This window comes from Streptomyces sp. CRCS-T-1, assembly GCF_024442335.1.
Lineage (GTDB): Bacteria > Actinomycetota > Actinomycetes > Streptomycetales > Streptomycetaceae > Streptomyces > Streptomyces koelreuteriae.
Genome location: NZ_CP101651.1, coordinates 1,775,450 through 1,802,405, shown reverse-complemented (window position 1 = coordinate 1,802,405; position 26,956 = coordinate 1,775,450). Strand labels below are relative to the sequence as shown.

General features: G+C 72.5%; 25 protein-coding genes. 14 read left to right on the top strand and 11 right to left on the bottom strand.

The window, feature by feature from the left end; genetic code table 11:
• The first annotated feature begins 45 nt into the window (after window positions 1-45).
• The 3 genes from NNW99_RS07935 to argF all read left to right on the top strand — a co-directional run bounded on the left by NNW99_RS07935 (window position 46) and on the right by argF (window position 4,138).
• On the top strand, window positions 46-1,752 hold the full coding sequence (locus tag NNW99_RS07935) for an HEXXH motif domain-containing protein (RefSeq protein ID WP_215117994.1): 1,707 nt from the start codon (window positions 46-48) through the stop codon (window positions 1,750-1,752).
• Between the two features lie 93 nt (window positions 1,753-1,845).
• A complete protein-coding gene (locus NNW99_RS07930) occupies window positions 1,846-3,069 on the top strand; it encodes an arginine deiminase (protein WP_215117993.1) in 1,224 nt (407 codons plus the stop codon).
• Window positions 3,070-3,130: 61 nt separating this feature from the next.
• Window positions 3,131-4,138, top strand: a complete 1,008-nt coding sequence (gene argF / locus NNW99_RS07925) for an ornithine carbamoyltransferase (RefSeq protein ID WP_215117992.1) — start codon at window positions 3,131-3,133, stop codon at window positions 4,136-4,138.
• Window positions 4,139-4,145: 7 nt separating this feature from the next.
• On the opposite strand, the gene NNW99_RS07920 is transcribed toward argF, so the two are convergent.
• A complete protein-coding gene (locus tag NNW99_RS07920) occupies window positions 4,146-4,613 on the bottom strand; it encodes an ATP-binding protein (protein ID WP_215117991.1) in 468 nt (155 codons plus the stop codon).
• Between the two features lie 310 nt (window positions 4,614-4,923).
• Between NNW99_RS07920 and NNW99_RS07915 the strand changes: the two genes are divergently transcribed.
• Complete coding sequence (locus NNW99_RS07915; RefSeq protein WP_215117990.1) at window positions 4,924-5,751, top strand: enoyl-CoA hydratase family protein; 828 nt, start codon at window positions 4,924-4,926, stop codon at window positions 5,749-5,751.
• Window positions 5,736-8,087, top strand: a complete 2,352-nt coding sequence (locus NNW99_RS07910) for a bifunctional salicylyl-CoA 5-hydroxylase/oxidoreductase (protein WP_215117989.1) — start codon at window positions 5,736-5,738, stop codon at window positions 8,085-8,087. The genes NNW99_RS07915 and NNW99_RS07910 overlap by 16 nt, the downstream gene beginning before the upstream one ends.
• On the opposite strand, the gene NNW99_RS07905 is transcribed toward NNW99_RS07910, so the two are convergent.
• The 3 genes from NNW99_RS07905 to NNW99_RS07895 form a co-directional block, all read right to left on the bottom strand.
• On the bottom strand, window positions 8,084-8,653 hold the full coding sequence (locus NNW99_RS07905; RefSeq protein ID WP_215117988.1) for a cysteine hydrolase family protein: 570 nt from the start codon (window positions 8,651-8,653) through the stop codon (window positions 8,084-8,086). The two genes, NNW99_RS07910 and NNW99_RS07905, sit on opposite strands and share 4 nt — an antisense overlap.
• Window positions 8,654-8,769: 116 nt before the next feature.
• Window positions 8,770-9,582, bottom strand: a complete 813-nt coding sequence (locus tag NNW99_RS07900) for a PaaX family transcriptional regulator C-terminal domain-containing protein (RefSeq protein WP_215117987.1) — start codon at window positions 9,580-9,582, stop codon at window positions 8,770-8,772.
• Between the two features lie 15 nt (window positions 9,583-9,597).
• Complete coding sequence (locus NNW99_RS07895; protein ID WP_215117986.1) at window positions 9,598-11,220, bottom strand: AMP-binding protein; 1,623 nt, start codon at window positions 11,218-11,220, stop codon at window positions 9,598-9,600.
• 127 nt (window positions 11,221-11,347) lie between these two features.
• Between NNW99_RS07895 and NNW99_RS07890 the strand changes: the two genes are divergently transcribed.
• The gene (locus NNW99_RS07890; protein ID WP_215117985.1) at window positions 11,348-12,487 is read left to right on the top strand and encodes an acyl-CoA dehydrogenase family protein; all 1,140 of its coding nucleotides are present in this window, start codon (window positions 11,348-11,350) and stop codon (window positions 12,485-12,487) included.
• A complete protein-coding gene (locus NNW99_RS07885) occupies window positions 12,484-12,882 on the top strand; it encodes a RidA family protein (protein WP_215117984.1) in 399 nt (132 codons plus the stop codon). The genes NNW99_RS07890 and NNW99_RS07885 overlap by 4 nt, the downstream gene beginning before the upstream one ends.
• Before the next feature lie 18 nt (window positions 12,883-12,900).
• Here NNW99_RS07885 and NNW99_RS07880 read toward each other — a convergent pair whose 3' ends face one another.
• A complete protein-coding gene (locus tag NNW99_RS07880) occupies window positions 12,901-13,092 on the bottom strand; it encodes a DUF5999 family protein (protein WP_215117983.1) in 192 nt (63 codons plus the stop codon).
• 243 nt (window positions 13,093-13,335) lie between these two features.
• Between NNW99_RS07880 and NNW99_RS07875 the strand changes: the two genes are divergently transcribed.
• The 6 genes from NNW99_RS07875 (at window position 13,336) to NNW99_RS07850 (ending at window position 19,020) form a co-directional block, all read left to right on the top strand.
• Window positions 13,336-13,776, top strand: coding sequence for a DUF6299 family protein (locus tag NNW99_RS07875; protein ID WP_215117982.1), 441 nt, complete (start codon window positions 13,336-13,338; stop codon window positions 13,774-13,776).
• 117 nt (window positions 13,777-13,893) lie between these two features.
• A complete protein-coding gene (locus tag NNW99_RS07870) occupies window positions 13,894-15,483 on the top strand; it encodes an ABC transporter substrate-binding protein (protein WP_215117981.1) in 1,590 nt (529 codons plus the stop codon).
• A 20-nt stretch (window positions 15,484-15,503) separates the two neighbouring features.
• Window positions 15,504-16,472 (top strand): ABC transporter permease, encoded by a 969-nt coding sequence (locus NNW99_RS07865; protein WP_215117980.1) that lies wholly within the window; start codon window positions 15,504-15,506, stop codon window positions 16,470-16,472.
• Window positions 16,462-17,349, top strand: a complete 888-nt coding sequence (locus NNW99_RS07860) for an ABC transporter permease (protein ID WP_215117979.1) — start codon at window positions 16,462-16,464, stop codon at window positions 17,347-17,349. The genes NNW99_RS07865 and NNW99_RS07860 overlap by 11 nt, the downstream gene beginning before the upstream one ends.
• 95 nt (window positions 17,350-17,444) lie before the next feature.
• The gene (locus tag NNW99_RS07855) at window positions 17,445-18,371 is read left to right on the top strand and encodes an ABC transporter ATP-binding protein (RefSeq protein ID WP_215124200.1); all 927 of its coding nucleotides are present in this window, start codon (window positions 17,445-17,447) and stop codon (window positions 18,369-18,371) included.
• Window positions 18,364-19,020, top strand: coding sequence for an ABC transporter ATP-binding protein (locus tag NNW99_RS07850; protein WP_215117978.1), 657 nt, complete (start codon window positions 18,364-18,366; stop codon window positions 19,018-19,020). The genes NNW99_RS07855 and NNW99_RS07850 overlap by 8 nt, the downstream gene beginning before the upstream one ends.
• Before the next feature lie 28 nt (window positions 19,021-19,048).
• Here NNW99_RS07850 and NNW99_RS07845 read toward each other — a convergent pair whose 3' ends face one another.
• The 5 genes from NNW99_RS07845 to NNW99_RS07825 form a co-directional block, all read right to left on the bottom strand.
• Window positions 19,049-19,348, bottom strand: coding sequence for a hypothetical protein (locus NNW99_RS07845; protein ID WP_215117977.1), 300 nt, complete (start codon window positions 19,346-19,348; stop codon window positions 19,049-19,051).
• Window positions 19,349-19,500: 152 nt separating this feature from the next.
• Window positions 19,501-20,265, bottom strand: a complete 765-nt coding sequence (locus NNW99_RS07840; protein ID WP_215117976.1) for a class I SAM-dependent methyltransferase — start codon at window positions 20,263-20,265, stop codon at window positions 19,501-19,503.
• A gap of 102 nt (window positions 20,266-20,367) precedes the next feature.
• Entirely contained in the window at window positions 20,368-21,564 is a 1,197-nt protein-coding gene (locus NNW99_RS07835; RefSeq protein WP_215117975.1) for an aminotransferase class V-fold PLP-dependent enzyme, read from the bottom strand.
• A gap of 5 nt (window positions 21,565-21,569) precedes the next feature.
• Complete coding sequence (locus NNW99_RS07830) at window positions 21,570-22,889, bottom strand: pyridoxal-phosphate dependent enzyme (RefSeq protein ID WP_215117974.1); 1,320 nt, start codon at window positions 22,887-22,889, stop codon at window positions 21,570-21,572.
• Window positions 22,886-24,364: a Y4yA family PLP-dependent enzyme gene (locus tag NNW99_RS07825; RefSeq protein ID WP_215117973.1), complete on the bottom strand. Its 1,479-nt coding sequence runs from the start codon at window positions 24,362-24,364 to the stop codon at window positions 22,886-22,888. Before NNW99_RS07825 ends, NNW99_RS07830 begins: the two co-directional genes overlap by 4 nt.
• Window positions 24,365-24,692: 328 nt before the next feature.
• Between NNW99_RS07825 and NNW99_RS07820 the strand changes: the two genes are divergently transcribed.
• Window positions 24,693-25,325, top strand: coding sequence for a hypothetical protein (locus NNW99_RS07820; RefSeq protein WP_215117972.1), 633 nt, complete (start codon window positions 24,693-24,695; stop codon window positions 25,323-25,325).
• 13 nt (window positions 25,326-25,338) lie between these two features.
• Here the strand turns inward: NNW99_RS07820 and NNW99_RS07815 are convergent, their stop codons facing one another.
• A complete protein-coding gene (locus NNW99_RS07815) occupies window positions 25,339-26,868 on the bottom strand; it encodes a UDP-N-acetylglucosamine 1-carboxyvinyltransferase (RefSeq protein WP_215117971.1) in 1,530 nt (509 codons plus the stop codon).
• Window positions 26,869-26,956 lie beyond the last annotated feature (88 nt).

Below are 26,956 nucleotides of genomic sequence, written 5' to 3'. Positions count from 1 at the left end.
CCCGCCGGGGTCTGTACGCCCGTACTCCCCGACCGGAGGTCCCGCATGCCCAGCGAGCCGCGCCACGCCCCGTTCCGCATGCCCGAACGGCTCTTCGCGGAACTGGCGGCGGGAGGCGGCTCCGCCGAGGCCGTCGCCTTCCTCGAACGGGCGGAGCGGGCGCGCAGGCTGCTGCTTCTGCGGACCCTGCTGGACCGGCTCGGCACGCTGCACACGCCGCTGAGCCCGGCCGCCGAGGCCTGGGACGTCCTCAAGGAGGCCGCCGCCGCGGCACCCGGGCCGGTCGACCGGCTGCTGCTCGCCCCGGCGACCGGCGGCTGGCTCGCCCACGCGCTGCGCCGGCTGCACGGCACCGCGTCGGGCCCGCCGCTGTGGGCGGAAGCCGGGCATCTGTGCGCCCTGGCCGTCGCGGCGTCGCTGCACGCCGGGACGCGGGCGGACCTCAAGGTGCCCCTCACCGACGGCGGACTGCCGCTGCCGGGGCTGGGGCTGGCCCGGCTCTCCGGCGCGGAGGACGGGGTGACGGTCGCTCACGCCCGGACGAGCGGCGGCGAGCTGACCCTGTCCGGCCCGGGCCGCGACGGCGGCACCGTCACCGTGACGATCCGCCCGGCGACGCAACCCCTGCCGAGACCGGCACCGACGGCCTCGGACGCCAACCCCGCCTGGACCCCCCTGCGCACCCTCGCCCACCCCACCCCCGCCGGAACCGTCGCCATCCCCCTCGAAGACCTCGACCCCTACCGCGACCTGGACGACCCTCTGCCGCCCGCACCGCTCGACGCCGACGAAGCCGAGGCCTGGCAACGGCTGTTCGAGGAGGCCGTCGGGTTGCTCGCCGCGCCGGGCGGCGAGGGGCCGGGCCGGTTCGACCCCGGCGCGATACGGGCCGTGGTGCCCTGGGGACGTACGAGCACACAGCCGCCAGCGCCGCCGACCGTCCTGGTCTCCGCCACCAGCGGCGACTCCTTCGCCGCCATGGTCATCGCCCGCCCCTCCTGCCCGCTCGCCCTCGCCGAGACCCTCGTGCACGAGTTCCAGCACAGCAAACTGGCCGCGCTCCTGCACCTGTTCCCGCTGCTCGACGACGACCGGGAGGAGCGCTACTACGCCCCCTGGCGGCCGGATCCGCGGCATCTGACGGGGCTGCTGCACGGGGCGTACGCCTTCACCGGGGTCGCGGGGTTCTGGCGGGACCGGATGGCCGTGGCGGGGGACGACGAGGCGGCCGACACGGCCGGGTACCACTTCGCGCTGCGCCGGCTGCAGAGCCGGCTCGTCGTGCGCACCCTGCTGGTGGAGGGGCGTCTCACCCCGCAGGGCCGGGCCCTGGTGTCGGGGCTCGCCCGTACGCTCGACGGCTGGCTGCGCGAGCCGGTGCCGTACGCCGCGCTCACCCGGGCCCGGACGGCCGCGGCGCTGCACCGCACCGAGTGGCGGCTGCGCAACGTCGCCCCGCCGTCCGCCGGTTCCGCGGGCCCCCGCTTCCGTCCCGACCGCACCTCCTGGCCCGACGTCCGCACCCACGCCTTCGCCGCCCGGTCCGTCGCCCCGGACACCGCCGACGAGCGGCTCGCCGCCGGGGACGCCGCCGCCGCGCTCGCCGGGTACGCCGACGAGCTGGCCGACGACCCCGCCGAACCGCACGCCCTGGCCGGCTGGATCGTCGCGCGGGCCGTGCTCGACCCGGGGCGGACGACCCGGCGGATGCTGGCGCGGCCGGAGCTGCTCCAGCCGCTGCCGAGCGGATGACCGCGCTGGTTGTCGTCACTGAGACGTAAACAAGAGTGCGCGGAAACGTGCGAGCAGCGAGTCAACGGGCGCCGCGATGGTCAGGATGGAGGCATGGCATACCACGTCCACTCCGAGGCCGGGCGGCTGCGCCGCGTCATCCTGCACCGGCCCGATCTCGAGCTCAAAAGGCTCACCCCCAGCAACAAGACCTCGCTGCTCTTCGACGACGTGCTGTGGGTGCGCAGGGCCCGCGCCGAGCACGACGGATTCGCCGATGTGCTGCGCGACCGGGGCGTCGCCGTCCACCTCTTCGGTGACCTCCTGGCCGAGACGCTTCAGGTCCCGGTGGCCAGAACCCTCGTCCTGGACCGGGTCTTCGACGAGAAGGAGTACGGCCCCCTGGCCACCGACCACCTCAGAGCCGCCTTCGAGGACCTGCCCGCGCGGGAACTGGCCGAGCTCCTGGTCGGCGGCATGACGAAACGCGAGTTCCTGGACGGGCACCCCGAGCCGACCTCCGTGCGCTTCCACGTCATGGACCTGGACGACTTCCTGCTGGACCCCCTGCCCAACCACCTCTTCACCCGCGACACCTCGGCCTGGATCTACGACGGCGTCTCCATCAACGCCATGCGCTGGCCGGCCCGGCAGCGCGAGACCGTGCACTTCGAGGCGATCTACCGGCACCACCCGCTGTTCCGGGACGAGGCATTCCATGTCTGGTCCGAGGGGCAGGCCGACTATCCGTCGACCATCGAGGGCGGGGACGTCCTGGTCATCGGCAACGGGGCCGTTCTCATCGGCATGAGCGAGCGCACCACCCCGCAGGCCGTCGAGATGCTCGCGCACAAGCTGTTCGCCGCCGGTTCCGCCGAGACGATCGTGGCGCTCGACATGCCCAAGCGGCGTGCCTTCATGCACCTCGACACCGTGATGACCATGGTCGACGGCGACACCTTCACCCAGTACGCGGGCCTCGGCATGCTCCGCTCGTACACCATCGAGCCGGGCGTGGGGGAGAAGGAGCTGAAGGTCACCGACCATCCCGCCGAGCACATGCACCGCGCGATCGCCGCCGCGCTCGGCCTCAACGAGATCCGGGTGCTGACCGCCACCCAGGACGTGCACGCCGCCGAGCGCGAGCAGTGGGACGACGGCTGCAACGTCCTGGCCGTCGAGCCGGGCGTCGTGGTCGCCTACGAACGGAACGCCACCACCAACACCCACCTGCGCAAACAGGGCATCGAGGTGATAGAGATCCCGGGCAGCGAGCTGGGGCGGGGGAGAGGCGGGCCACGCTGTATGAGCTGCCCGGTCGAACGGGGGCCCGTATAGACATGCTGAGCTTCGTATAGTATTCCAGGAGTCTGTGTCCCCGTATCCCTGGAGCGCCCCCATGGCGACAGCCCCGAGCGCCCTCGCCGGCCGCCACTTCCTCAAGGAGCTGGACTTCACCGAGGAGGAGTTCCGCGGTCTGGTCGAGCTGGCCTCCGAGCTGAAGGCCGCCAAGAAGGCCGGGACCGAGACCCAGTACCTGCGGGGCCGGAACATCGCGCTGATCTTCGAGAAGACCTCCACCCGCACCCGCTGCGCGTTCGAGGTCGCGGCCGCCGACCAGGGCGCCTCGACCACGTACCTCGACCCCTCAGGTTCCCAGATCGGCCACAAGGAGTCGGTCAGGGACACCGCGCGGGTGCTGGGCCGGATGTACGACGGGATCGAGTACCGGGGCGACAGCCAGCTGAAGGTCGAGGAGCTGGCGGCGCACGCCGGGGTGCCCGTCTTCAACGGGCTCACCGATGACTGGCACCCCACCCAGATGCTGGCCGACGTGCTGACCATGACCGAGCACTGCGCCAAGCCGCTGAACGAGATCGCCTTCGCCTACCTGGGCGACGCCCGCTTCAACATGGGCAACTCCTACCTGGTCACCGGCGCTCTGCTCGGCATGGACGTGCGTCTGGTCGCGCCGAAGGCCTACTGGCCGGCCGAGGAGGTCGTCGACCGGGCCCGCGCGCTCGCCGAGAGCAGCGGCGCCCGCATCACGCTCACCGAGATCCTGGACGACGGCGTCCGCGGCGTCGACTTCGTCGCCACGGACGTCTGGGTCTCCATGGGCGAGCCCAAGGAGGTCTGGGACGAGCGGATCACCGCCCTCGGCCCGTACGCCGTGACCATGGACGTCCTGCGCGCCACCGGCAACCCGGACGTGCGGTTCCTGCACTGCCTGCCCGCCTTCCACGACCTGGGCACCAAGGTCGGCCGCGAGATCCACGCCTCGCACGGCCTGGCGTACCTGGAGGTCTCCGACGAGGTCTTCGAGTCGGCGCATTCCGTGGTCTTCGACGAGGCGGAGAACCGGATGCACACCATCAAGGCGGTCCTGGTGGCGACCCTGGCCTGAAGAGGCCCTACGCCGACGGACGCCGCTGCTCCGGCACCGCGGGCAGCCTGAACCACACCGCCTTGCCGGACTCGGTCGGCCGGTGCCCGCACGACGAGCTCAGGGCGCGGATCAGCAGCAGCCCCCGCCCGTGCTCCTGCCAGGGGTCGGGCGGCCCGCCGGCCGGGCGGGTGAGGTCGCCGGGCGGCGCCGGGTCGGTGTCGTGCACCTCGACCTGACATCCCGACGGCATCAGCTCCACGACCAGCTCTATCGGAGCCTCGCCGGTGGTGTGCTCCACCGCGTTGGCCACCAGCTCCGCCGTGAGCAGCTCCGCCGTGTCGCAGTCGGCCCCGTACTCCAGCTCGGCCAGCGCCGTACGGACCAGGGCACGGGCCACGGGCACCGCCGCGACGGTGTGCGGCAGCGCGATGCGCCAGGAGGCGGGGGCTGAGGAGAGTTCGTACAAGGCGGGTCCGTTCATGGAGCAGGACATCCTGCTTTCAACCTGATGAATGGTACGGCGCCGCTCTTCAGAGGCGTCCGAGGGGCCGTCGTCCGGGGGCGCCTTCGCCCCCTTGCCGGACGGCTTACCCAGGTGAACGCGGTGCCGCGCACCGCTGCTCCCGCCGTTACGCCGGTGTGGGTGATCTGTGACGGATGTGACCGACCCGGGTCACCCCGGCTCCACACGGAAGTCCTACCCGAACGGTCTATCGCGCACTCATGACGACAGTCACGGATGAGTGATAGCTTCGTGGGGTAGAGCTCAGTGAGACAGTGCCCGCCCGAGGAGGCCGCACGTCATGAGTCCCTTCACCGGCTCCGCCGCCCGCACCCCCCGCTGGGAGCATCTGCGCGTCGATCTCACCGACGGTGTCGCCACCGTCACCCTGGCCCGCCCCGAGAAACTCAACGCGCTCACCTTCGGCGCCTACGCCGACCTGCGCGACCTGCTCGCGGAGCTGTCCCGGGAGCGGTCCGTACGGGCCCTGGTGCTGGCCGGCGAGGGACGCGGCTTCTGCTCCGGCGGCGACGTCGACGAGATCATCGGCGCCACCCTCGGCATGGACACCGCCGGCCTCCTGGACTTCAACCGCATGACCGGCCAGGTGGTGCGCGCCGTCCGGGAGTGCCCCTTCCCGGTGATCGCGGCGCTGCACGGCGTGGCGGCCGGTGCCGGAGCGGTCCTTGCCCTGGCGGCGGACTTCCGCGTCGCCGACCCCTCGGCCCGTTTCGCCTTCCTCTTCACCCGGGTCGGCCTCTCCGGCGGCGACATGGGCGCGGCCTACCTCCTGCCCAGAGTCGTGGGCCTGGGCCACGCGACCCGCCTCCTGATGCTGGGCGACCCGGTCCGCGCCACCGAGGCCGAGCGCATCGGCCTGATCAGCGAACTGACGGAGGACGGCGCCGCCGATGAGACCGCCCAGAACCTGGCTCACCGCCTGGCGAACGGCCCGGCCCTGGCCTACGCCCAGACCAAGGCCCTCCTCACGGCAGAGCTGGACATGCCCCTGGCGGCATCAGTGGAACTGGACGCCTCGACACAGGCCCTCCTGATGACCGGGGAGGACTACGCAGAGTTCCACGCGGCTTTCACGGAAAAGCGCCCCCCGAAATGGAGCGGACGATAGTGAATGTCCCTGAAGGGGCGCGGGGAACTGCGCGATCAACCACAACAAACCCGCACCCGCACAACGACCCGAGCCACCCCCTACGCGTCGCAGTCATCGGCGGCGGCCCCGGCGGCCTCTACGCCGCCGCCCTGCTGAAGCGCCTCGACCCGTCCCGGGACATCACCGTCTGGGAACGCAACGCCCCGGACGACACCTTCGGCTTCGGCGTGGTCCTCTCCGACGAAACCCTCGGCGGCATAGAACACGCCGACCCCCAGGTCTACGAGGCCCTCCAGAGGGACTTCATCCGCTGGGACGACATCGACATCACCCACCGCAACACCCGCCACACCTCCGGCGGCCACGGCTTCGCCGCCCTGGGACGCAAACGGCTCCTGGAAATCCTCCACACCCGCTGCCGCGACCTCGGCGTGGCCCTCCGCTTCCACACCGAGGCCCCGAAAGACCTCCCGGGGACCCACGACCTGGTCATCGCCGCGGACGGCATCCACAGCACCACCCGCGAGACCTACGCGGACGTCTTCCACCCCCGGGTCACCACCCACCACTGCCGCTACATCTGGCTCGCCACCGACTTCCCCTTCGACTCCTTCCGCTTCGACATCGCCGAGACCGAACACGGCGTGATGCAACTGCACGGCTACCCCTACGCCCCGGACGCCTCCACGGTGATCATCGAGATGCGCGAGGAGGTCTGGCAGCGGGCCGGTTTCGACGCGCTCGACGAGACCGAGTCGATCGAACGCTGCGGCAAGATCTTCGCGGAGACACTCCGCGGCCGCCCCCTGCGCTCCAACAACTCGGCGTGGACGACCTTCCGTACGGTCGTCAACGACCGCTGGTCGCACGGCAACCTCGTCCTGCTCGGCGACGCCGCCCACACCGCGCACTTCTCCATCGGCTCCGGCACCAAGCTCGCCGTCGAGGACGCCCTGGCCCTGGCCGCCTGCCTGGAGGAGCGGGACTCCCTGGAGGAGGCCCTGGCCGCGTACGAGGAGGAGCGGCGGCCCGTCGTGTCCTCCACGCAGCGCGCGGCCCGTGCCAGCCTGGAGTGGTTCGAGAACCTCGGCCTGTACCTGGACCAGCCGCCCCGCCAGTTCGCCTTCAACCTGCTCACCCGCAGCCGCCGCGTCACCCACGACAACCTGCGGCTGCGCGACCCGGACTTCACGGAGGCGGTGGAGCGCGAGTTCGGCTGCCCGCCCGGCACGCCCCCGATGTTCACCCCGTTCCGGCTGCGCGGGCTGACCTTGCGCAACCGGGTCGTCGTCTCGCCCATGGACATGTACTCGGCGGCCGACGGCGTCCCCGGCGATTTCCACCTGGTCCATCTGGGCGCGCGGGCGCTCGGCGGGGCCGGGCTGGTGATGACCGAGATGGTGTGCGTCAGCGAGGAGGGCCGGATCACGCCCGGCTGCGCCGGCCTCTACACCGGCCGGCAGGCCGAGGCGTGGCGGCGTATCACCGACTTCGTGCACGCGCAGGCGCCCGGCACCGCGATCGGCGTGCAGCTCGGCCACAGCGGCCGCAAGGGCTCCACGAAGCTGATGTGGGAGGGCATGGACGAGCCCCTCCAGGACGGCAACTGGCCGCTCGTGGCCGCCTCCGCGCTGCCGTACAAGCCGTACAGCCAGACCCCGCGCGCGCTGTCCCGTGCCCAGCTCACCGACATCCGTGAGCAGTTCACGGCAGCCGCAGGCCGCGCCGCCCGGGCCGGCTTCGATCTGCTCGAACTGCACTGCGCGCACGGCTATCTGCTCTCCGGGTTCCTCTCCCCGCTGACCAACCGGCGCACCGACGCCTACGGCGGCTCGCCGGAGAAGCGGCTCCGTTTCCCGCTGGAGGTGTTCGACGCCGTACGGAACGTGTGGCCGGGGGAGCGGCCCCTGACCGTGCGGATCTCCGCCACCGACTGGGCCGAGGGCGGGACCACGGCCGAGGACGCCGTCGAGATCGCCCGGGCCTTCGCCGCGCACGGCGCCGACGCGATCGACGTGTCGACGGGGCAGGTCGTGGCGGACGAGCGGCCGGAGTACGGGCGGTCGTACCAGACGCCGTTCGCGGACCGGATCCGGCGTGCCGCCGGTGTCCCGGTGATCGCGGTCGGCGCGATCTCCTCCTGGGACGACGTCAACTCCCTGATCCTGGCGGGCCGCACGGACCTGTGCGCCCTGGCCCGCCCGCACCTCTACGACCCGCACTGGACCCTGCACGCGGCGGCCGAGCAGGGCTACACGGGCCCGGGCGTCGACTGGCCCGCCCCGTACCGCGCGGGCAGCCGAAGGCCCCAGACGGGCCGGACGGACGCGCCAAAACCGCGGCTGACCATCTAGCTCGCGGCAAGCGGGAAGTCCGTCTCCTTCGCGTCGGTGATCCGGGCGCCCATGTTGCGCTCCATCATCTCCAGGGCGGCGGACGCCAGGTGCGGGTGGATGGAGGCGACGGCGTCCCTCGGCACCGTGACCTCCAGATGGCGGATGTGCGCGTCGAGGGCCGAGTAGAGGACGCACTGCTCGGTGACCTGGCCGGTCAGCACGACGTGTCCGACGCCCAGGCTCCACAGGAGATAGGCGAGGGGCGTCTCGTAGAAGGCCGAATGGCGGGCCTTCACCACGAAGAGCGACTCGTCGTCCGGCCGGATCGGCTCGATCAGGTCGCCGTGCGGCTGGGCCAGCGCCGCGTCGACGAGCTCCCCGTGGTGCGAGCGCCACAGCCCGAAGTTGTCGTTCGCGTAGATCACCGGCACGTCCACCTCGCGGGCCCGGGCGATCAGCTCGGCGATGACGGGCACGACCCGCTCGACGGACGGCACGAGCAGCCCGGCGTCGGCGTGGTCGTACGTGTTGATCATGTCGACCACGATCAGAGCCGGCCGCGTCGGGCCTGCCCGCCGTTCCATCGCGTTCCGCCGTCCGTCCGGTGCTGCCGTACGGGCCACCGGGTACCCGGTGGCCCGGTGGGGCCAAACAAGGCGGCGCGGGTGTCCTGGGGGCGGTGGGAGCCGTGGGACGTGGCCTACAGCCCCACGAAGTCCGCCCCCGCGTCCCGCAGCCGCTCGTGCAGGCCCCGGAACACCGCCGAGGAGCGCTCCCCTGGCCAGTCCCCGGGGAGCAGCGCCGACGGCAGGCCGGGATCGGCGTAGGGCAGGTGGCGCCAGGAGTCCAGGGCGAGGAGATAGTCGCGGTAGGCCTCCTCGGGCGGGGTGTCCTCGCGTTTCTCCCAGCCGAGCAGGACGGGCGCGTGGCGGTCGAGGAACGCCTCGTGCTCCTTGGCGATGGCGGCCAGGTCCCACCAGCGCGTGACGGCCTCGGCGGTCGGCGCGAAGCCGAGGTGGCCGCCCCGGAAGAAGTCCACGTACCCGTCGAGCCGCAGCCGCTGGAGGGTGTGCCGGGACTCCTCGTACAGCCGCGCGGGCGCGATCCACACGCCCGGTGCCGCCGTGCCGAAGCCGAGGCCGGCCAGCCGGGAGCGCAGGACGTGCCGCTTCTGCCGCTCCGACTCCGGCACGGAGAACACGGCGAGCACCCAGCCCTCGTCCTCGGGCGGAGCCGTGGCGTAGATGCGCCGGTCGCCGTCGTCGAGCAACTGCCTCGCGTCCGGTGACAGTTCGTACCCGGCGGCACCCTGAGCGGTGCGGGCGGGCACGAGCAGTCCGCGTCTCTTGAGCCGCGACACCGAGGAGCGGACGGACGGGGCGTCCACACCGACCGCGGCCAGCAGCCGGATCAGTTCGGCTACCGGCACGGGGCCCGGGACGAAGCGGCCGTACGCGCCGTAGAGCGTGACGATGAGAGACCGTGGTGCATGCTGGTCGGACACGTTGATCATCTTAGGTCGTACGGCTCAATCCCGTTGGTCTTCGGGTCCGCCGTCCGGGACCCCTCCGGTACGCAGCCGGAATCGCTGGAGCTTGCCGGTGGCGGTACGCGGCAGCACGTCCAGGAAGACGATCTCGCGCGGGCACTTGTAGGGCGCCAGCTCGCTCTTCACGAAGTCGCGCAGCGCCCCGGCGTCCCGCTGCGCGCCCTCCTTGAGGACGGCGTAGGCCACCACGACCTGCCCGCGCGCCTCGTCGGGCCGTCCCACGACCGCCGCCTCCAGCACGTCCGGGTGCCTGAGCAGGGCGTCCTCGACCTCGGGTCCGGCGATGTTGTACCCGGCCGAGATGATCATGTCGTCGGCGCGGGCGACGTAGCGGAAGTAGCCGTCGGGTTCGCGGACGTAGGTGTCGCCGGTGATGTTCCAGCCGCCCTGTACGTACTCCCGCTGTCGCGGGTCGGCGAGATACCGGCAGCCGACCGGTCCGCGCACGGCGAGCAGCCCCGGCTGCCCGTCGGGCACCGGCCGGCCCTCCGCGTCCTGCACGCGCGCGTGCCAGCCCGGTACGGGCACGCCCGTCGCCCCGGGCCGGATCCGGTCGTCGGCCGCGGAGATGAAGATGTGCAGCAGCTCGGTGGCGCCGATGCCGTTGATGACGCGCACGCCGGTGCGCTCGTGCCAGGCCTGCCAGGTGGCCGCGGGCAGGTTCTCGCCGGCGGAGACGCAGCGGCGCAGGGACGACACGTCGTGGCCGTCGAGCGCGTCGAGCATCGCGCGGTACGCCGTCGGCGCCGTGAACAGCACGGAGACCCGGTGCCGGGCGATGGCGGGCAGCAGCTGCTTCGGACCCGCCTGCTCCAGCAGCAGGGCGCTCGCCCCGGCCCGCAGCGGGAACACCACCAGACCGCCCAGCCCGAAGGTGAAGCCGAGCGGCGGGCTGCCGGTGAAGACGTCGTCGGCCCGGGGCTTCAGCACATGCCGGGAGAAGGTGTCGGCGATCGCCAGCACGTCCCGGTGGAAGTGCATACAGCCCTTGGGGCGGCCGGTGGTGCCGGAGGTGAAGGCGATCAGCGCCACGTCGTCGGCCGCCGTCCGGACGGCCTCGTACGGCGTGCCGGGCGCCTGCCGGTTGAGGAGGTCGTCCGGGGCGTCACCGCCGTACGTCGTGATCCGCAGGTCCGGGATCTCGGCCTTGGCGAGGTCGTCGACGGCCCGGATGTCGCACAGCGCGTGCCGAACCCGGGCGATCTCGCACATCGTGCGCAGCTCGTGCGGGCGCTGCTGGGCGAGCACCGTGACCGCCACGGCCCCCGCCTTCAGCACGGCCAGCCAGCAGGCCGCGAGCCACGGTGTGGTGGGGCCGCGCAGCAGCACCCGGTTGCCGGGGACGACGCCGAGGTCGGCGGTGAGCAGGTGCGCGATGCGGTCGACCCGGGCGCGCAGCTCGCCGTACGTCCAGGGGTCACCGGCGGGGGTGAGGAAGGCGGGCCGGTCGTCCTCAGGGCCGTTCAGCAGTTCGGCGGCGCAGTTGAGCCGTTCGGGGTAGCGCAGCTCCGGCAGGTCGAAGCGGAGCTCGGGCCAGTGGTCCCGGGGTGGCAGATGGTCGCGGCTGAAGGTGTCGATGTGCGCCGTGTCCGGTGGATTCATACGGTTCGCCCCCTTGGCGTGGTGGGCTCGCCCCTGGAGCGTATCGTGTTGGTGACGACAGTCAACGGTCCGCGATAGCCTCGGAGTGGCCCAGCCGGGAAGCAGGGTGGCGGAGAAGGGACCGGCAATGACCGCATTCTCGCTCGAACCGGCACAACTCGCCTGGTGTGCCGAGCTGCGCACCCTGGCCGCCGAGCGGCTCCGCCCGCTCGCAGAGAAGGGGGAACCGGGTCATGTGAACCGCGCCCTGGTCGCCGAACTGGGCCGACTGGGCCTGCTCGGGCGGCTCTTCACATCCGGCGCGCTCGATCTGTGCTTGATGCGCGAGTCCCTGGCCCACGGCTGCACGGAGGCCGAGACGGCCCTCGCCCTCCAAGGCCTCGGCGCCCACCCGGTCCACGCCCACGGCACCCAGTCCCAGCGCGCCCGCTGGCTCCCCCGGGTGGCCGACGGCACCGCGGTCGCGGCGTTCGCGCTGAGCGAGCCGGGCGCCGGGTCGGACGCGGCGGCGCTGGCCCTGCGGGCGGACCGGGACGGCCCGGACCGCTGGCGCCTGACCGGCGAGAAGTGCTGGATCTCCAACGCCCCCGAGGCCGACTTCTACACCGTCTTCGCCCGGACGGCCCCCGACGCCGGGGCCCGGGGTGTCACGGCCTTCCTGCTGCCCGCCGACCGGCCGGGCCTGACCGGCACGGGCCTCGACATGCTCTCCCCGCACCCCATCGGGTCGCTCGACTTCGACGCCGTACCGGTGACGGCCGAGGACGTGCTCGGTGAGGTGGACCGGGGGTTCCGGGTCGCGATGGGGACCCTCAACCTCTTCCGCCCGAGCGTCGGCGCCTTCGCCGTCGGCATGGCCCGGGCCGCCCTCGACGCGACCCTCGCCCACACCGCCGGGCGGGACGCCTTCGGCGGCAAGCTGAAGGACCTTCAGGCCGTCTCCCACCAGGTCGCCGAGATGGCCCTGCGCACGGAGGCGGCCCGGCTGATGGTCTACGCGGCGGCGACGGCCTACGACGAGGGCGCCCCGGACGTGCCCCAGCGCTCCGCCATGGCGAAACTGCTCGCCACCGAGACCGCCCAGTACGTCGTCGACACGGCCGTCCAGCTGCACGGCGCCCGGGCGCTGCGACGCGGGCACCTGCTCGAACACCTCTACCGCGAGGTGCGCGCCCCCCGCGTCTACGAAGGGGCCAGCGAGGTGCAACGCGGCATCATCGCCAAGGAGTTGTACGCCGAGTTGTACGCCCACCAGGAGGCCCGGTGACCACCGAGCGCGTCAACCCGCCCGAGCTGTCCCCGCCGACCGGCTTCTCCCACGCCGTCGTGGCCTCCGGGTCGAGAGTGGTGTTCCTGGCGGGCCAGACCGCCCTCGACACCGACGGCAAGGTGGTGGGCGCGACGCTGCCGGAACAGTTCGCGAGGGCGCTGGCGAACCTGCTGGCCGCTCTCACGGCGGCCGGTGGCACCCCGTCCGACCTCGCCCGCGTCACCGTCTACGCCACGGACGTCGCCGCGTACCGCGCGCACGCCCCCGAGTTGGGACGGCTGTGGCGCGAGGCGGCCGGGCGCGACTACCCCGCCATGGCCGTCGTCGAGGTCGTCCGGCTGTGGGACGAGGAGGCGCTGGTCGAGCTCGACGGCTTCGCGGTGCTGCCTTAGGGGTCCTTATGGCCGCTCTCAGGCCGCGACGGTCAGCCCGGCCGTCACCCGGTGCGGTTCCACCACGCGGCCGTCCGGCAGCAGCTCACCGGTGTCGTCGAAGACGATCGCCCCGTCGCACAGCAGGCTCCAGCCCTGCTCGGGGTGGGCGGCGACGACATGCGCCGCAAGGGAGTCGGTCGCGGGGCACTGGGTCTGGTGGGCACACATGGCGCACCTCCACGTCGGTAGGGCCATCCGGAGGATTCGTATGACTCTTACGTACAGACCATGCTCCCGACTCGAACTCATCGGAACGGCCCGTCAGGAAGCGTGACACGCCCCGGACATTCCCCGGACGGTTCCACGACGGCCGGTGCGGATTCGCCACCGAAGGAGTGAGGGGTACGGGCGTCCGCCCGGGCGCCGGGTACGAGTGGAACAAAAAACCACTCATTTCGGGAGGTTCCCCCCATGCGTGTACGTCCCCTGCTCGGCGCGACGGCCGGTGCCGCGCTGCTCCTGCTCACCGGTGCCACCGCGGCACCCGCCACCGCCTCCGCCGCGGCCCCGTACGAGGCCGTGACGGTCGACGCGGTGGGCCGCATCACCGCCGACGGCACCGTCACCCTCTCCGGCACCTACCGCTGCCGGAGCGCCGTCGGCCCGGTCTTCGTCAGCTCCTCCGTGAGCCAGGGCGCCTCCACCACCCGCTACGGCATCGGCGGCACCCGGGCCGTGTGCGACGGCGTGAAGCACCGCTGGGTCAACACGGGCCGGCCCAAGCCGGGCGCGCTCGCTCCCGGAGCGGCCCACGTCCAGGCCACCCTGATGGAACTGCGCACCTTCAGCGGCCTGCCGCTGCCCAGCTTCCACGCGGTCCACGGACGGGACATCACCCTGTCCCGAGGCTGAGCGGAAGCCGGTGACCTGGGCCTCCCGCACCGCGGTGGTGCGCGGAGGCCCTCCTTGACTGTTTAATTGCGAGGCCTGTGCAAGAACGTGACTAGAGCAACAACGGGGTGAGGTCATATGTCGACCCGTCGGATACGAGGAGCCGCCGCCACGGCGGCACTGGCCGCGGCGGTCACCGCCTGCTCGGCCCCCAGCAGCGGCGGCGGCGAGGGCGACGCCAAGTCCGGATCCGTCGTCATCGGGGTGGCCTCCGAGCCGGACACCCTCAACCCGCTGCTCGGCTACGGCAAGGACGGCAACTCCAAGATCTTCGACGGGCTGCTCGCCCACGACGCCGACCTCAAGCTGAAGCCGGCCCTCGCGGCGGCGCTCCCCGAGGTCGCCGACGGCGGCCGCACCTACACCTACACGCTGCGCGACGGCGTGGAGTTCAGCGACGGCGAGCCGCTGACGGCCGCCGACGTCGTCTACACCTACCGGACCGCCCTCGACGCCAAGACCAACAACACCTTCAAGAGCGAGCTGGACGCCGTCAAGAAGGTCGAGGCGAGCGGCGACGACAAGGTCGTCTTCACCCTCAAGTACCCCTACGCCGCCTTCGCCGCCCGCACCGTGCTGCCCATCGTCCCGGAGCACATCGCCGGCGAGCAGGACCCCAACACCGGCACCTTCAACACCCGGCCGGTCGGCACCGGCCCGTACGTCCTGTCCAAGTGGAGCAAGGGCGAGAAGCTCACCTTCAAGGCCAACCCCCGCTACTGGGGCGGCAAGCCGAAGGTGAAGACCTTCACCATGGCGGTCATCTCCGACGACGACGTACGCGCCACCCGGCTGCGCTCCGGCGACCTCGACGGCGCGGTCCTCCCGCCCAACCTCGCCGCCACCTTCAAGAGCGACGACGGCAAGCGCACGTACGACGCCAAGTCCTACGACTTCCGGGCCGTCACCCTCCCCACCCCGAACAAGGTCACCGGCGACCGCGCGATCCGCCGGGCCCTCGACGCCGCCGTGGACCGCGAGGCCATGGTCGACAAGATCCTCGACGGCGCCGGCCGCCCGGCCTACGGGCCGCTGCCCGTCGACGACCCCGCCTTCACCAAGGCCGTCGAGCGCGACCAGGACCTCGGCAAGGCCAAGAAGATCCTGGACGAGGCCGGCTGGAAGCCCGCCGGGGACGGCATCCGCGCCAAGGACGGACAGCGGGCGTCGTTCACGCTGCTGTACCCCTCCGGCGACAAGGTCCGCCAGGACCACGCCCTCGCCTACGCCTCCGACGCCAAGAAGGCCGGCATCGAGGTGAAGGCGGAGAGCGCCACCTGGGAGGTCATCGAGCCGCGCATGAAGAACACCGCCGTCCTCGCGGGCTTCGGCAGCACCGGCGACCCCGACTTCGGCCTGTACACCCTGCTGCACTCCTCCCTGGCCGGCGACGGCTTCAACAACATGGCCCGCTACGACAACCCGGCCGTGGACCGCGCCCTCGACACCGGCCGCCGCGGCCAGGACCCGGCGGAGCGCAAGGCCGCCTACGACAAGCTCCAGCGCGCCCTGGTGATGGACCCCGGCTACACCTTCCTCACCCACATCGACCACCTCTACGTCCTGGCCGACCGCTGGGAGGACCTGGGCACCCAGCTGGAGCCGCACGAGCACGGCTTCGCCAGCGGCCCCTGGTGGAACATCGAGGACTGGCAGCCGAAGAAGTGACCCGCCTCCCCTGGGGAGCGATGGCACGACTGGCGGGGCGGCGGGCACTGTTCGCCGTCCCCGTCCTGCTCGTCGTCACCTTCGGCGTCTTCGCGATCGCCGCCGCCTCCCCGTTCGACCCCGTCAAGGCCTACGCCGGCACCGCCGCGCTCGGCGCCGACCAGCAGACCCTGGACCGGCTGCGCGAGAACCTCGGCGCGGACCAGCCCTTCGCCGCCCGCTGGTGGCAGTGGCTGACCTCCGCGCTCACCGGCGACCTCGGCGACTCCAGCGTGCTGCGGCAGCCGGTCGCCCAGGTGATCGGTGAACGGCTCGTGTGGTCCTCGCTGCTGTGCGCGGTCGCCTTCGCCGCCGCCGTGCTGGTGGGCACGGTCCTCGGCGTGCTCGCCGCCCGCCGGCCCGGGTCGCTGATCGACCGGACCGTCACCTCCCTCGCCTACACCCTGGAGGCGGCCCCGGTCTTCTGGATCGCCCTGCTCGCCGTCTGGCTGTTCGCCCTCCAGTGGGACGTCCTCCCGGCGGGCGGTCTGACCGACACCGCCAGCGAACAGGTCACGGCGGGCCAGGTCGCGAGCCACGTCATCCTGCCGGCCGGCGTCCTCGCGGTCTCCCAGCTGCCCTGGTTCACGCTCTACGTCCGCCAGGGCGTCGGCGACGCCCTCGCCGAGGACCCCGTACGCGGCGCCCGCGCCCGCGGCCTGAGCGAACGCACCGTCCTGCTCGGCCACGCCCTGCGCTCCGGAGTGCTGCCGGTGCTCACCCTGATCGGCTCCCGCGTACCCGAACTCATCACCGGGGCCCTGCTGGTGGAGAGCGTCTTCAGCTGGCCGGGCATCGCCGCCGCCACCGTCGAGGCGGCCACCGCCGTCGACTTCCCGCTGCTCGCCGCCCTGACGACCCTGGCCACGGCCGCCGTCCTCGCCGGGAACCTGCTCGCCGACCTGCTCTACGGACTGTTCGACCCGAGGGTGAAGCTCAGTGACATGTGACGCACCGGCACCGGCCGAGACCCGGTGGCGCTCGCACGGCCCGAAACGCCGCTCCACCCGTGCCCTGCGCGTGCGCACCTCCGCCGTCATCGTGGGCGCGACGGTCCTCGCCGTGCTGCTCGTACCGCCCCTGGTCCAGCTCGACCAGCAGGCCGTCGACCTGGCCGCCAAGCTCCTGCCGCCGTCCTGGGCCCACCCCTTCGGCACCGACGACGTCGGCCGCGACCTGCTGCTGCGCTGCGTCTACGGCCTGCGCGTCTCGCTGCTCGTGGGAGTGGCGGCGGCGCTGACGGCGACGGTGGTCGGTACGGCCGTGGGCGCTGCGGCGGGCGCCCTGGGCGGCTGGGCCGACCGTGCCCTGATGCGGGTGGTCGACGCGTTCTCGTCCGTGCCGCATCTGCTGCTCGGCATCTTCATCGTCGCGATGTTCCGCCCCGGTGTCTGGCCGGTGGTCATCTCCGTCGCGCTCACCCACTGGCTGTCCACGGCCCGGATCGTCCGCGCCGAGGTGCTGTCCCTGCGCTCCCGGCCCTATGTCGACGCCGCCGTCTCCGGCGGGGCGTCCCGGTGGCGGGTGACCGTACGGCATCTGCTGCCCGCCGTCCTGCCCCAAGCCGCCCTCGCCGCCGTGCTGATGGTGCCGCACGCCATGTGGCACGAGTCGGCGCTGTCCTTCCTCGGGCTCGGCCTGCCCACCCATACGGCGAGCCTCGGCACCCTGATCCAGACGGCCCGCGGCTCCCTGCTCGCCGGACAGTGGTGGCCGACCCTGTTCCCGGGCCTGTTCCTCATCGTCCCCACCCTCGCGATCGCCGGCCTCGCCGGAGCCTGGCGGGAGCGGATCAACCCCCGCCACCGATCGGAGCTGATGCTGTGAGCACCGGAGTCGAGACCGGGCCGGGCGACATCGCCGCGGTGCCGGCCGAAGACCAGCCCGTGCTGTCCGTGCGCGGCCTCTCCGTGCGGTTCCTCATGCCCGGCGGGCGTCGTGTCGCCGCCGTCACCGACGCCCGGTTCGAGGTGGCGGCCGGTGAGTGTCTGGCCCTGATCGGGGAGAGCGGCTGCGGCAAGTCCGTGCTGGCCTCCGCCCTGCTCGGCCTGCTCCCCGGCAACGCGCAGACCGCCGGGGCGGCGCACCTCGGCGACTTGGACCTGCTCGCGGCCGACGAGCGGACCCTCGCCCGTACCGTACGCGGCCGGCTCATCGGCCTCGTACCGCAGAGCCCGGCCGCCCACCTCACCCCCGTGCGCACCGTCCGCTCCCAACTGGAGGAGACGGTCGCAGCGTTGACAGCGACCCGGGGACGCGCCGCCCTGCGCGCCGCCGCCGAGGCCGCCGCCGCACGGGCCGCGTTCCCCGCGGACCACCTCGACCGCCACCCCCACCAGCTCTCCGGAGGCCTCGCCCAGCGCGCCGCCACCGCCCTGGCCCTCGTCGGCGACGCGCCTCTGCTGCTCGCCGACGAACCGACCACCGGCCTCGACCGCGACCTGGTGGACCGTACGGCCGACGAACTGCGGCGGCACGTCGACGAGCCGGGGGAGTCCGGCGGCCGGGGACGGGGCCTGCTGATGATCACCCATGACCTGTCCGCCGCCGAGCGCATCGCCGACCGGGTCGCCGTGATGTACGCGGGCCGGATCGTCGAACTGGCCACCGCCGAGGACTTCTTCGGCTCACCGGGGCCACGCCACCCCTACAGCCGCGGTCTGCTCCAGGCCCTGCCCGAGCGCGCCTTCACGCCCATCCCCGGTATGCCGCCCGAACTCGGTGACCTCCCCGACGGCTGCGCCTTCGCCGCCCGCTGCGACCGGGCCACCGACACCTGTGCCGCCCCGCCGCCCCCGGGCACGGTCGCCTGCCACCACCCGCACCCGGCGGAGGACGCCCGTGCTTGAACTGCGCTCCATCACCGCCGGATACCTCAGGAACGCGCCGGTGGTCCGGGAGGTCTCCCTGACCGTGGCACCGGGGGAGTCCGTCGGCCTGCTCGGCCCGAGCGGCTGCGGCAAGTCGACCCTGGCACGGGTCGCGGCCCTGCTGCACCGGCCCGACTCCGGGACCGTCGTCCTCGACGGCGAACCCGTACGGCACTGGCGCCACCGCGCCCCGCGCGCCCTGCGCACCGCCTTCGGGGTCGTCTTCCAGCAGGCCCGGCTCTCCGCCGACCCCCGGCTGCCGCTCACCGACCTGATCGCCGAACCCCTGCGCGCCACCGGCCGCGGCAAGGAGATCCCCGACCGGGTGGCGGAGCTGACCCCCGTCGTCGGCCTCACCCCGGACCTGCTGACCCGACGGCCGCACGAGGTCAGCGACGGCCAGCTGCAACGCGCCTGCCTCGCCCGGGCCCTCGTGCTGCGCCCGCGCCTGCTGGTGTGCGACGAGATGACCGCCATGCTCGACGCCTCCACGGCCGCCGCCCTGGTCTCGGCCGTCGAGGACTACCGGGCCTCCAGCGGCGCCGCCCTGCTGGCCGTCGGCCACGACCGCACCCTGCTCGGGCGCTGGTGCGACCGCACGGTCGACTGGGACAGCCTGGCGGCCTGAGCAGCGTTACCGCGGGGTTGGCGGGGGTTCAGTGATCGTCCCAGTGCCCCTCGTGGCCGGCGTGCCGGTGACCGTCGTGCACGTAGTCGGTGTGGTCGCCGTGCCGCACGGCCAGATGACCGCAGTCGTCGCCGTGCTGGTGGTCGTGGTTCTGGTGCACCGTGTGTCCGCCGTTCGCGCACTCGTCGACATGGCCTTCGTGCATCCGGTGGATATGGCCGTCATGGGCGTAGTCCGTGTGGTCGCCGTGGGTGAAGGCGACGTGCCCGCAGTCCTCGCCGTGGGCGTGCGGGTGGTTCTCGTGCGTGATGTGCTCGGCGGTGGTCATGGGGTGGCTCCTCACGTGGGGGCGCTACGGCCCGTGGCCCTTCGGCCGGGGCTGCGGTACGGCGGCAGGAATATAGGGCGACATCTGCGTGTATTGTCCGAGCACTCGCCGCCACCCGCCATCCGAGGGAGCACGAAGGGGCCATGCGGGCCCTAGCGCACCGCGACGACCACGCAGCTGTCGCCGTACTGCCAGACCGGCCCCGCCGTGCCGAACCCCGCCTGCCGCAGCAGCTCCAGATGGGCCGAGAGGGGCAGCTCCGCGGGGCGACCGCTGTCGAGCGGGTCCTCCCGGCGGCGGCGCTCCGCGAGGAGGTCGGTCAGCTCGGGGTCGCGGGAGAGGGCGGCCCACCAGGAGCCCCAGTCCTCCTGGGTGAACACTCGCTGCCGGTCGGCCCGGCACCGTCCGACATGGGCGGCGATCCCGGCCGGGCCCGCGGCGTCCTGGGGGAGATGGTCGCCGTTGACGAGGACGCCCCCGGGCCGCAGCAGCGAGGCGAGCTGCCGGTAGGTGCGCAGCAGGGTGTCGCGGTCGAGGTAGTGCAGGGCCGTCGTGGAGACGGCCGCGTCCAGGGGCCGGTCCAGGCCCAGTTCGTCGGCCCAGCCGGGTGCGCCGATCTCCGTGTCGACATAGCGGGCCGCGTCGGGGTGGTGGGTCCGGCCCAGTTCCAGCAGGACGGGGTCCCGGTCCACGGCCACGATCTCCGCGTCCGGCAGCCGCCGCACCAGCCGGGCCGGCAGCGAGCCGGGCCCGCAGCCCAGGTCGACGACGAGGGGCCGCCCCTCGCGCCCCGCCGTGATGTGCTCGACGACATCGGCGATCACCGTGAACCGCTCCTCGCGGTCGACGGCGTACCGCTGCTGCTGGAGCTCCCAGCGCTCCACCCACCGCTCCGCCGTCGCCAGACTCAGCCCCATCCGGACGCGCCACCTCGCCGTCTCGCACCTGACTCCTGTCGATCCGAGCCTACAGGTGGAAACGGTTCTCATTACGCTCAGCGGTACGCCCAAGGGACGCAGTCACTGGAGTGATGCAAGGACGGTCAGCAACCGGTCGATCTCCTCAACGGTGTTGTACACATGCAGACTCACCCGCACCGAACCGGTCTTCTCGCCCGCGTCGCCCTGGCAGTGATGGTCGGAGCGGACCATGAAACCGTGGCTGAAGAGGATGAAGCCCAGGTCGCCCGAGTCGATGGCGCGGTGCCGCAGGGTCACGATGCTCTGGCGCCGCTGCACGGCCGAGTCGGCCGCCAGGCTGAGCGGGCAGCCGAGGATCTCGTAGGCGTCCATACGGCGCAGCCCGTCGGTGAGCCGGGCCGCCAGGGCGACCGTCCACCGCTCGATACGGTCCACTCCGGCGGCGTCCAGCCAGTCCAGGGCCGCCTCCAGCGAGGCGATGCCCACCGTGTTCGGCGTGCCGCTCCACCCGCCGGGCGTGAACGCCGGGCCGCGCGCCTGCCGGGCCCACACCGCGCCCGACCCCGGCAGGGCCAGCGCCTTGTGCCCGGAGAAGACGACGAAGTCGACGTCCGACTCGGCCACGGACACCGGCAGATGCCCGACACTCTGCGCCGCGTCCAGACAGATCACCGCCTCCGGCCCGACCGCCTCGCGGATGCGGTGCACGTTCATGTCGCCGCCGTACACGTGGTGCACATGGGTCGTGGCGACGAACCGGGTGCGCGGCCCGGCCCGTTCGGCCAGCGCGGTGTGGTCGTAGTCCCCGGAACCGCTCTGGTACGGCATCGGCAGCACCCGGACGTGCACGCCCTCCCGCGCGAGCAGCCCCTGGACCTCCAGCCAGGGCGCGATGTTGGCCTGGTGGTCGGCGTCCGGGACGACGATCTCGTCGCCGTCGCGCAGGAACCCCGGCAGCCAGTCGCGGGCGATCGTCCGCAGCCCCTCGGTCGTGCCGCTCGTGAAGTGGACGGCCGACCGCTCAGGCCGGTCGTCCCCGAGGAACCGGGCGACGCGCTCCCGGGTCCGCTCCACCAGCTCCGTGGTCCGGTTGGCCCAGGTGTAGGTGCCGCGCGCGGAGTTGGCGTTGCTGGTGGTGAGGTACGTCTGCACGGCGTCCAATACCGCCTGCGGCTTCTGGGCCGTGGCCGCGCTGTCCAGGTACGCCAGCTCCGGGTGCCCGGTGACGATGGGGAACTGGGCGCGCAGCGCCTGCTGCCACTGCTCCAGGTCCTCGCGGGTGATCGGTGCGGTCATGGCCGTCAGTCCCGCACCAGGGGCGCGCCCGCGTCCCGCCAGGCGATGATGCCGCCGGTCAGGCTGCGCACCTCGGCATGGCCCATCCGGGTCAGCAGCGCCGCGTACCGCGCGGACTGCTCGCCCACCGGACACGCCAGCAGCACCGGCCTGCTCCGGCTGAACGGCAGGCCGCCCCGCAGGAGTTCGGCGAACAGCTCGTCGACGATGTTGACCGACCCGTCGATGTGCAGCGCCGCGTAGGCGAAGGGGCTGCGCAGGTCGACCACGAGCGGCCGGTCGCTGTCGATCCAGCGCCGGGCGTCGGCCACGGTGACCGACGGAGCCCCGCTTACCTCGGCCTCGGTCAGGTCGGCCAGGGTGTTCTTCCGGGCGGGCCGGCCCAGCAGGTCGGGCCGCCGCTGACGGACGTAGCTCAGATAGCTCTCGACCCGGTCGCAGACGATGAACACCGCCGTCCGGCGCTCGTTCAACTCCTCGTCGAGGGCGCGCAGATGGCGGACGGCACCGAAGTAGGCGGCCCCTCCGGTGGGGCCGCCCAGGATGCCGCAGCGGCGGTTGAGGGTCAGCATCCCCTCGATGGCCTCGTCGGCGCTCACCGACTCCATCGTGTCGTAGGTCTCCGGGTCGAACAGGCCGACCTCCTGCACCTCGTCGATGGTGCGGATGCCGGGGATGAAGTCCGACTTGGCCGCGACCAGCCCGACCACCCGCACCGAGGGGTCCTCCTCCCGCAGCGCGCGGGCCACGCCCGTGGAGGAACCGGCCGTGCCCACACAGGCGACGAACCAGTCCGGCACCCGGCCGTCCAGGTCCTTGACGATCTCCGGGCCGGTCCCGGTCAGATGGGCCTCGGTGTTGCGTGGGTTGAAGTACTGGTCGGTGTGCAGATAGGCGCTGCCGGAGGCGGACAGCGTCCGGTGGAAGAGGGTCAGCGGATCGTCCGTCGCCGTCGGGTCCAGGCACTCGCTCTGCCCCGGCAGCTCCTCGATCTCCGCGCCGAGCAGCAGCAGGAGGTCCTTGATCTCCGGTACCCGCATCCGGTTGGTGACGCTCTTGAAGCCCAGTCCGTGCATGCCCGCGACGACCGCCAGCGCCTTCGCGGTGTTGCCGCTGGACAGCTCCACGACCTGGCTGCCGTGTTCGACGGCCTCGGAGAGCAGCGGGCCGGCCATGCTCCAGGCCGCCCGGTCCTTGACCGAGCCCCAGGGGTTGAGCATCTCCAGCTTGGCGAACAGGTCGATGTTCCGCAGTCCGTGCACGGCCGGGTCCAGCCGTACCAGCGGGGTGTTGCCTATCGCCTCCGTGATGCTGTCGTACCTCACTGGGCTCCCCCCGAGGGCGTGATCGGCCAGAACTGGTCGTCGAGACACCAGCGCCACCCGTCGCCGTCCTGCCAGGCGGCGACCTTGCGGGCGGCGGGCTGGTGCTGGGCGCGGGTGGCGTGGAAGTCCATGGCGTACCCGGCGGTGTTGGCGAACGCCAGCAGGTCGCCGGGGACGGGACGGCGCGGCAGGAACACCGTGCGCCGGGTGATCAGGTCGGTCTCCAGGCAGAGGCTGCCGAAGAGGTGGACGGCGACGGGCCCTTCGCCCGGCCCGGCTCCACTCCGGGGCACGACCACGGGGTCCATCAGCACCCCGTGGTCCTCCAGGGCGATGTCGTCCGCCTTCGCGGCCAGCCGTACGAGCAACTCCCCGCCGTTCTCAGTGCCGTTCTCCTGCTCGCGGACCTCCAGCACCTTCGCCAGGGTCAGCCCGCACTGGTCCAGCAGCGCCCGGCCGGGCTCGGTGTGCAGGTCGTACAGGTGCTCCAGCAGCAGTCCGGCCAGCGGACGGCCGCCCAGGGAAGCGGCGGGCTGGGCGAGCAGCTCGTCCAGGTAGGCCGCGCCGGCGACGGGCCGGTGGGCGGGGTAGAGGCCGAGGGCGCCGCGCAGGGTGCCGGACTCGTTCCGCAGCCCGTAGCCGTGTCCGCCCCAGGCCAGCGGCGGGCGGCGGCCCAGGACGGCGTCCGTGAGCGCCGTCGTGTACGCCTCCCACTGCTCCCGCTCGGCGAGGTAGCTGACGCCGAACCCGCCGCCGACGTCCACGGCCCGGGGCCTGAGCCCCCGGCTCCGGCACGCCTCCAGAGCGGCCAGACACCCTTCGAGGGCGGTCGCCTTCTCCGCGACGCTGGTGGTGTCCAGATGGAAGGCCGCGCCCGTCGCCTCCACCGCGTCACCGTGCCGCTCGACCGCCTCCAGCAGCGCCTCCAACTCCCGTACGGGCGTACCGAACCGGCTGCGGCGGCTCAGCACTCTCACCCCCGACGTCTCGAACCCCGACAGCCGCAGCAGCACCCGCACCGGGGCGAGCGCGTGCTTGCGCACCAGCGCGCCGAGCTGGTCCAGCTCGGCCACGCCGTCCACGCCGACCGTGACCCCCGCCCGGGCCGCGAGCCACAGGAACTCGGGGTTCTTCGGCCCGGTGGCGATGATCCGGTCGGCGGAGAATCCGGCACCGAGCGCGTGCTGTAACTCGCCCAGCGAGGCGACGTCCACGCCCGCGTCAGTCGCGGCGAGGCGGCGCAGCAGGGCGCTGGACCGGTTGGCCTTGTGGGCGTAGAACACCTGGCCCGAAAGGTGATGCGCCCGGTACACGGACCGGAAGCGCTCCAGATTCTCGGCGATCTGGTCGGGCACCACCATGTGCAGCGGTGAGCCGAGCGCGTCGATGAGCGAGTGCAACGTCCCTGTCGCCGCCACGAGCGACCTCAGCCGTGGCTCCAGCCGCGGTTCGAGAAACAAGGGCCGGCCGTCCATGCGCGCTCCCTCCCCTGAAGCCGCTGCGCCCGGCATCCGGGCACGTCGGACACTCCCCGCGTTTCGCCGTATAGCCCATATCCATTCTTCGGTCGCTTTACGCCCTGAAAGGGCCGGGCCTGTCCGGTCGCCGCTGTGAAGCCGACCACGGACTTCCTCAGCTTGTCCGGAAGCCGTCCCTGGCGTGGCGCCCTGGTCCGTAGCGCGCCGGTGACATTCGGGACGAATCCGTAGCGGGCGGGCAGGGCAACGTATCCGGGCGGTGGCGGGTCGTACGGGGTGCAAGGGCTGAAGTCCGTGCATTCGAGACGAAGATCATGGGGGAAACATGGGGAAGACCGTGCAGATCCGCGCCCGAGGCATCCGTACCACCGTGGCCGCGCTGGCGGCCGCGGCCGCTGTCGCCGCAGTCGCGGTACCCGCTGCCGCCGCCACCGCACCGGCCGCCGCCACACCCCGGTTCCTGAAGCCGGCCGAACTGCCGCCGCACCCGACCTCGCCCTGGTACGCCGGACCCGTCACGGCCGGTCAGCCCGACCCGCTGCCGCTCTGCGTGGGCGAGGCCCTGCCGTCCATCGCGAGCCACCGCTCCTACGGGACGGAGTTCGACACCAACGCCCAGCAGATCACGGTCGTGGAGCGCACCGAACAGCGCGCCAAGGACTTCGCGGCGCTGCTGCGCGAGGACATCACCGGCTGCGCGAAGAAGCTGATGGAGCAGGACCCCGACCTGACGGCGACGCAGAAGTCCTACGGCCGGCTGAACGTCGAGGAGGGCGCCCACGTCTACGGCCTCCACACCGCCTCGGCGTGGGGCTCCTCCGACATCGGCCTGTTCTCGGTCGGCCGCGACGGCCGGACCGTGACGGTCGTCCTGTGGGGCCAGATGGGCAATTTCCAGCACGCCCAGGTGGCCGACTTCAAGAAGACCACCGTCACGGCCGTCAACAAGCTGTACTGACCGCCCGGCGGCCTCAGATGTCGCGGAACGTCTCGATCTGCGCCCCGATCGAGTTCAGCCGCTCCGCCAGGTCCTCGTAACCCCGGTTGATGACGTACACGTTGCGCAGCACCGACGTGCCCTCGGCCGCCATCATCGCCAGGAGGACGACCACGGCGGGGCGCAGGGCGGGCGGGCACATCATCTCGGCGGCGCGCCAGCGGGTCGGGCCCTCGACCAGGACGCGGTGGGGGTCGAGGAGCTGGAGGCGGCCGCCGAGGCGGTTCAGGTCGGTCAGGTAGATGGCGCGGTTGTCGTAGACCCAGTCGTGGATGAGGGTCTGGCCCTGGGCGACCGCCGCGATGGCCGCGAAGAACGGGACGTTGTCGATGTTCAGGCCGGGGAACGGCATGGGGTGGATCTTGTCGATCGGCGCCTCCAGCTTGGAGGGCCGGACGGTGAGGTCCACCAGCCGGGTGCGGCCGTTGTCGGCGAAGTACTCGGGCGTGCGGTCGTGGTCGAGGCCCATCTCCTCGAGCACGGCCAGCTCGATCTCCAGGAACTCGATCGGCACCCGGCGAACCGTCAGCTGCGACTCGGTGACGACGGCCGCGGCGACCAGGCTCATCGCCTCGACCGGGTCCTCGGAGGGGGAGTAGTCCACGTCGACGTCGATGGTGGGCACGCCGTGCACGGTGAGCGTGGTGGTGCCGATGCCGTCGACCTTGACGCCGAGCGCCTCCAGGAAGAAGCACAGGTCCTGGACCATGTAGTTGGAGGAGGCGTTGCGGATGACGGTGATGCCGTCGTGCCGGGCGGCGGCGAGCAGCGCGTTCTCGGTGACGGTGTCGCCGCGCTCGGTCAGCACGATCGGACGCTCGGGGCGGACCGAGCGGTCCACCACGCCGTGGTACTGGCCCTCGGTCGCGGCGATGTCGAGGCCGAACCGGCGCAGCGCGATCATGTGCGGCTCGACCGTGCGCGTGCCGAGGTCGCAGCCGCCGGCGTACGGCAGCTTGAAGTGGTCCATGCGGTGCAGCAGCGGGCCGAGGAACATGATGATCGAGCGGGTGCGGCGGGCCGCGTCCGCGTCGATCGCCGCCAGGTCCAGCTCGGCCGGCGGCACGATCTCCAGGTCGACACCGTCGTTGATCCACCGGGTGCGGACGCCGATGGAGCCCAGCACCTCCAGGAGGCGGTAGACCTCCTCGATCCGGGCGACGCGACGCAGCACGGTGCGCCCCTGGTTGAGCAGTGAGGCGCACAGCAGCGCCACGCACGCGTTCTTGCTCGTCTTCACGTCGATGGCGCCGGACAGCCGGCGCCCGCCGACCACCCGCAGATGCATCGGACCGGCGTAGCCGAGCGACACGATCTCGCTGTCGAGGGCCTCCCCGATGCGCGCGATCATCTCAAGGCTGATGTTCTGGTTGCCGCGCTCGATCCGGTTGACGGCGCTCTGGCTGGTGCCGAGCGCCTCGGCAAGCTGCGACTGCGTCCAGCCCCGGTGCTGCCGGGCGTCACGGATGAGCTTGCCGATGCGTACGAGGTAGTCGTCTGCCATGAGGTTGAGGTTATCTCAGATATGAGATGGAGCCTGGTAGGGGGGTCCATCCGGGTGACGGGACGTCAATCCCGCCGCCCGGCCCGCC

Bases quoted from the DNA above. Each gene is read 5' to 3' on its own strand.
- NNW99_RS07815 (WP_215117971.1), bottom strand. From the start codon at position 26,868: ATGGCAGACGACTACCTCGTACGCATCGGCAAGCTCATCCGTGACGCC.
- NNW99_RS07895 (WP_215117986.1), bottom strand. From the start codon at position 11,220: ATGAATCCACCGGACACGGCGCACATCGACACCTTCAGCCGCGACCAT.
- NNW99_RS07855 (WP_215124200.1), top strand. From the start codon at position 17,445: ATGCCCGGCGGGCGTCGTGTCGCCGCCGTCACCGACGCCCGGTTCGAG.
- NNW99_RS07835 (WP_215117975.1), bottom strand. From the start codon at position 21,564: ATGACCGCACCGATCACCCGCGAGGACCTGGAGCAGTGGCAGCAGGCG.
- NNW99_RS07840 (WP_215117976.1), bottom strand. From the start codon at position 20,265: ATGGGGCTGAGTCTGGCGACGGCGGAGCGGTGGGTGGAGCGCTGGGAG.
- NNW99_RS07825 (WP_215117973.1), bottom strand. From the start codon at position 24,364: ATGGACGGCCGGCCCTTGTTTCTCGAACCGCGGCTGGAGCCACGGCTG.
- NNW99_RS07845 (WP_215117977.1), bottom strand. From the start codon at position 19,348: ATGACCACCGCCGAGCACATCACGCACGAGAACCACCCGCACGCCCAC.
- NNW99_RS07870 (WP_215117981.1), top strand. From the start codon at position 13,894: ATGTCGACCCGTCGGATACGAGGAGCCGCCGCCACGGCGGCACTGGCC.
- NNW99_RS07915 (WP_215117990.1), top strand. From the start codon at position 4,924: ATGAGTCCCTTCACCGGCTCCGCCGCCCGCACCCCCCGCTGGGAGCAT.
- NNW99_RS07875 (WP_215117982.1), top strand. From the start codon at position 13,336: ATGCGTGTACGTCCCCTGCTCGGCGCGACGGCCGGTGCCGCGCTGCTC.
- argF (WP_215117992.1), top strand. From the start codon at position 3,131: ATGGCGACAGCCCCGAGCGCCCTCGCCGGCCGCCACTTCCTCAAGGAG.
- NNW99_RS07890 (WP_215117985.1), top strand. From the start codon at position 11,348: ATGACCGCATTCTCGCTCGAACCGGCACAACTCGCCTGGTGTGCCGAG.
- NNW99_RS07930 (WP_215117993.1), top strand. From the start codon at position 1,846: ATGGCATACCACGTCCACTCCGAGGCCGGGCGGCTGCGCCGCGTCATC.
- NNW99_RS07920 (WP_215117991.1), bottom strand. From the start codon at position 4,613: ATGTCCTGCTCCATGAACGGACCCGCCTTGTACGAACTCTCCTCAGCC.
- NNW99_RS07880 (WP_215117983.1), bottom strand. From the start codon at position 13,092: ATGTGTGCCCACCAGACCCAGTGCCCCGCGACCGACTCCCTTGCGGCG.
- NNW99_RS07935 (WP_215117994.1), top strand. From the start codon at position 46: ATGCCCAGCGAGCCGCGCCACGCCCCGTTCCGCATGCCCGAACGGCTC.
- NNW99_RS07910 (WP_215117989.1), top strand. From the start codon at position 5,736: ATGGAGCGGACGATAGTGAATGTCCCTGAAGGGGCGCGGGGAACTGCG.
- NNW99_RS07905 (WP_215117988.1), bottom strand. From the start codon at position 8,653: ATGGAACGGCGGGCAGGCCCGACGCGGCCGGCTCTGATCGTGGTCGAC.
- NNW99_RS07865 (WP_215117980.1), top strand. From the start codon at position 15,504: ATGGCACGACTGGCGGGGCGGCGGGCACTGTTCGCCGTCCCCGTCCTG.
- NNW99_RS07900 (WP_215117987.1), bottom strand. From the start codon at position 9,582: ATGATCAACGTGTCCGACCAGCATGCACCACGGTCTCTCATCGTCACG.
- NNW99_RS07820 (WP_215117972.1), top strand. From the start codon at position 24,693: ATGGGGAAGACCGTGCAGATCCGCGCCCGAGGCATCCGTACCACCGTG.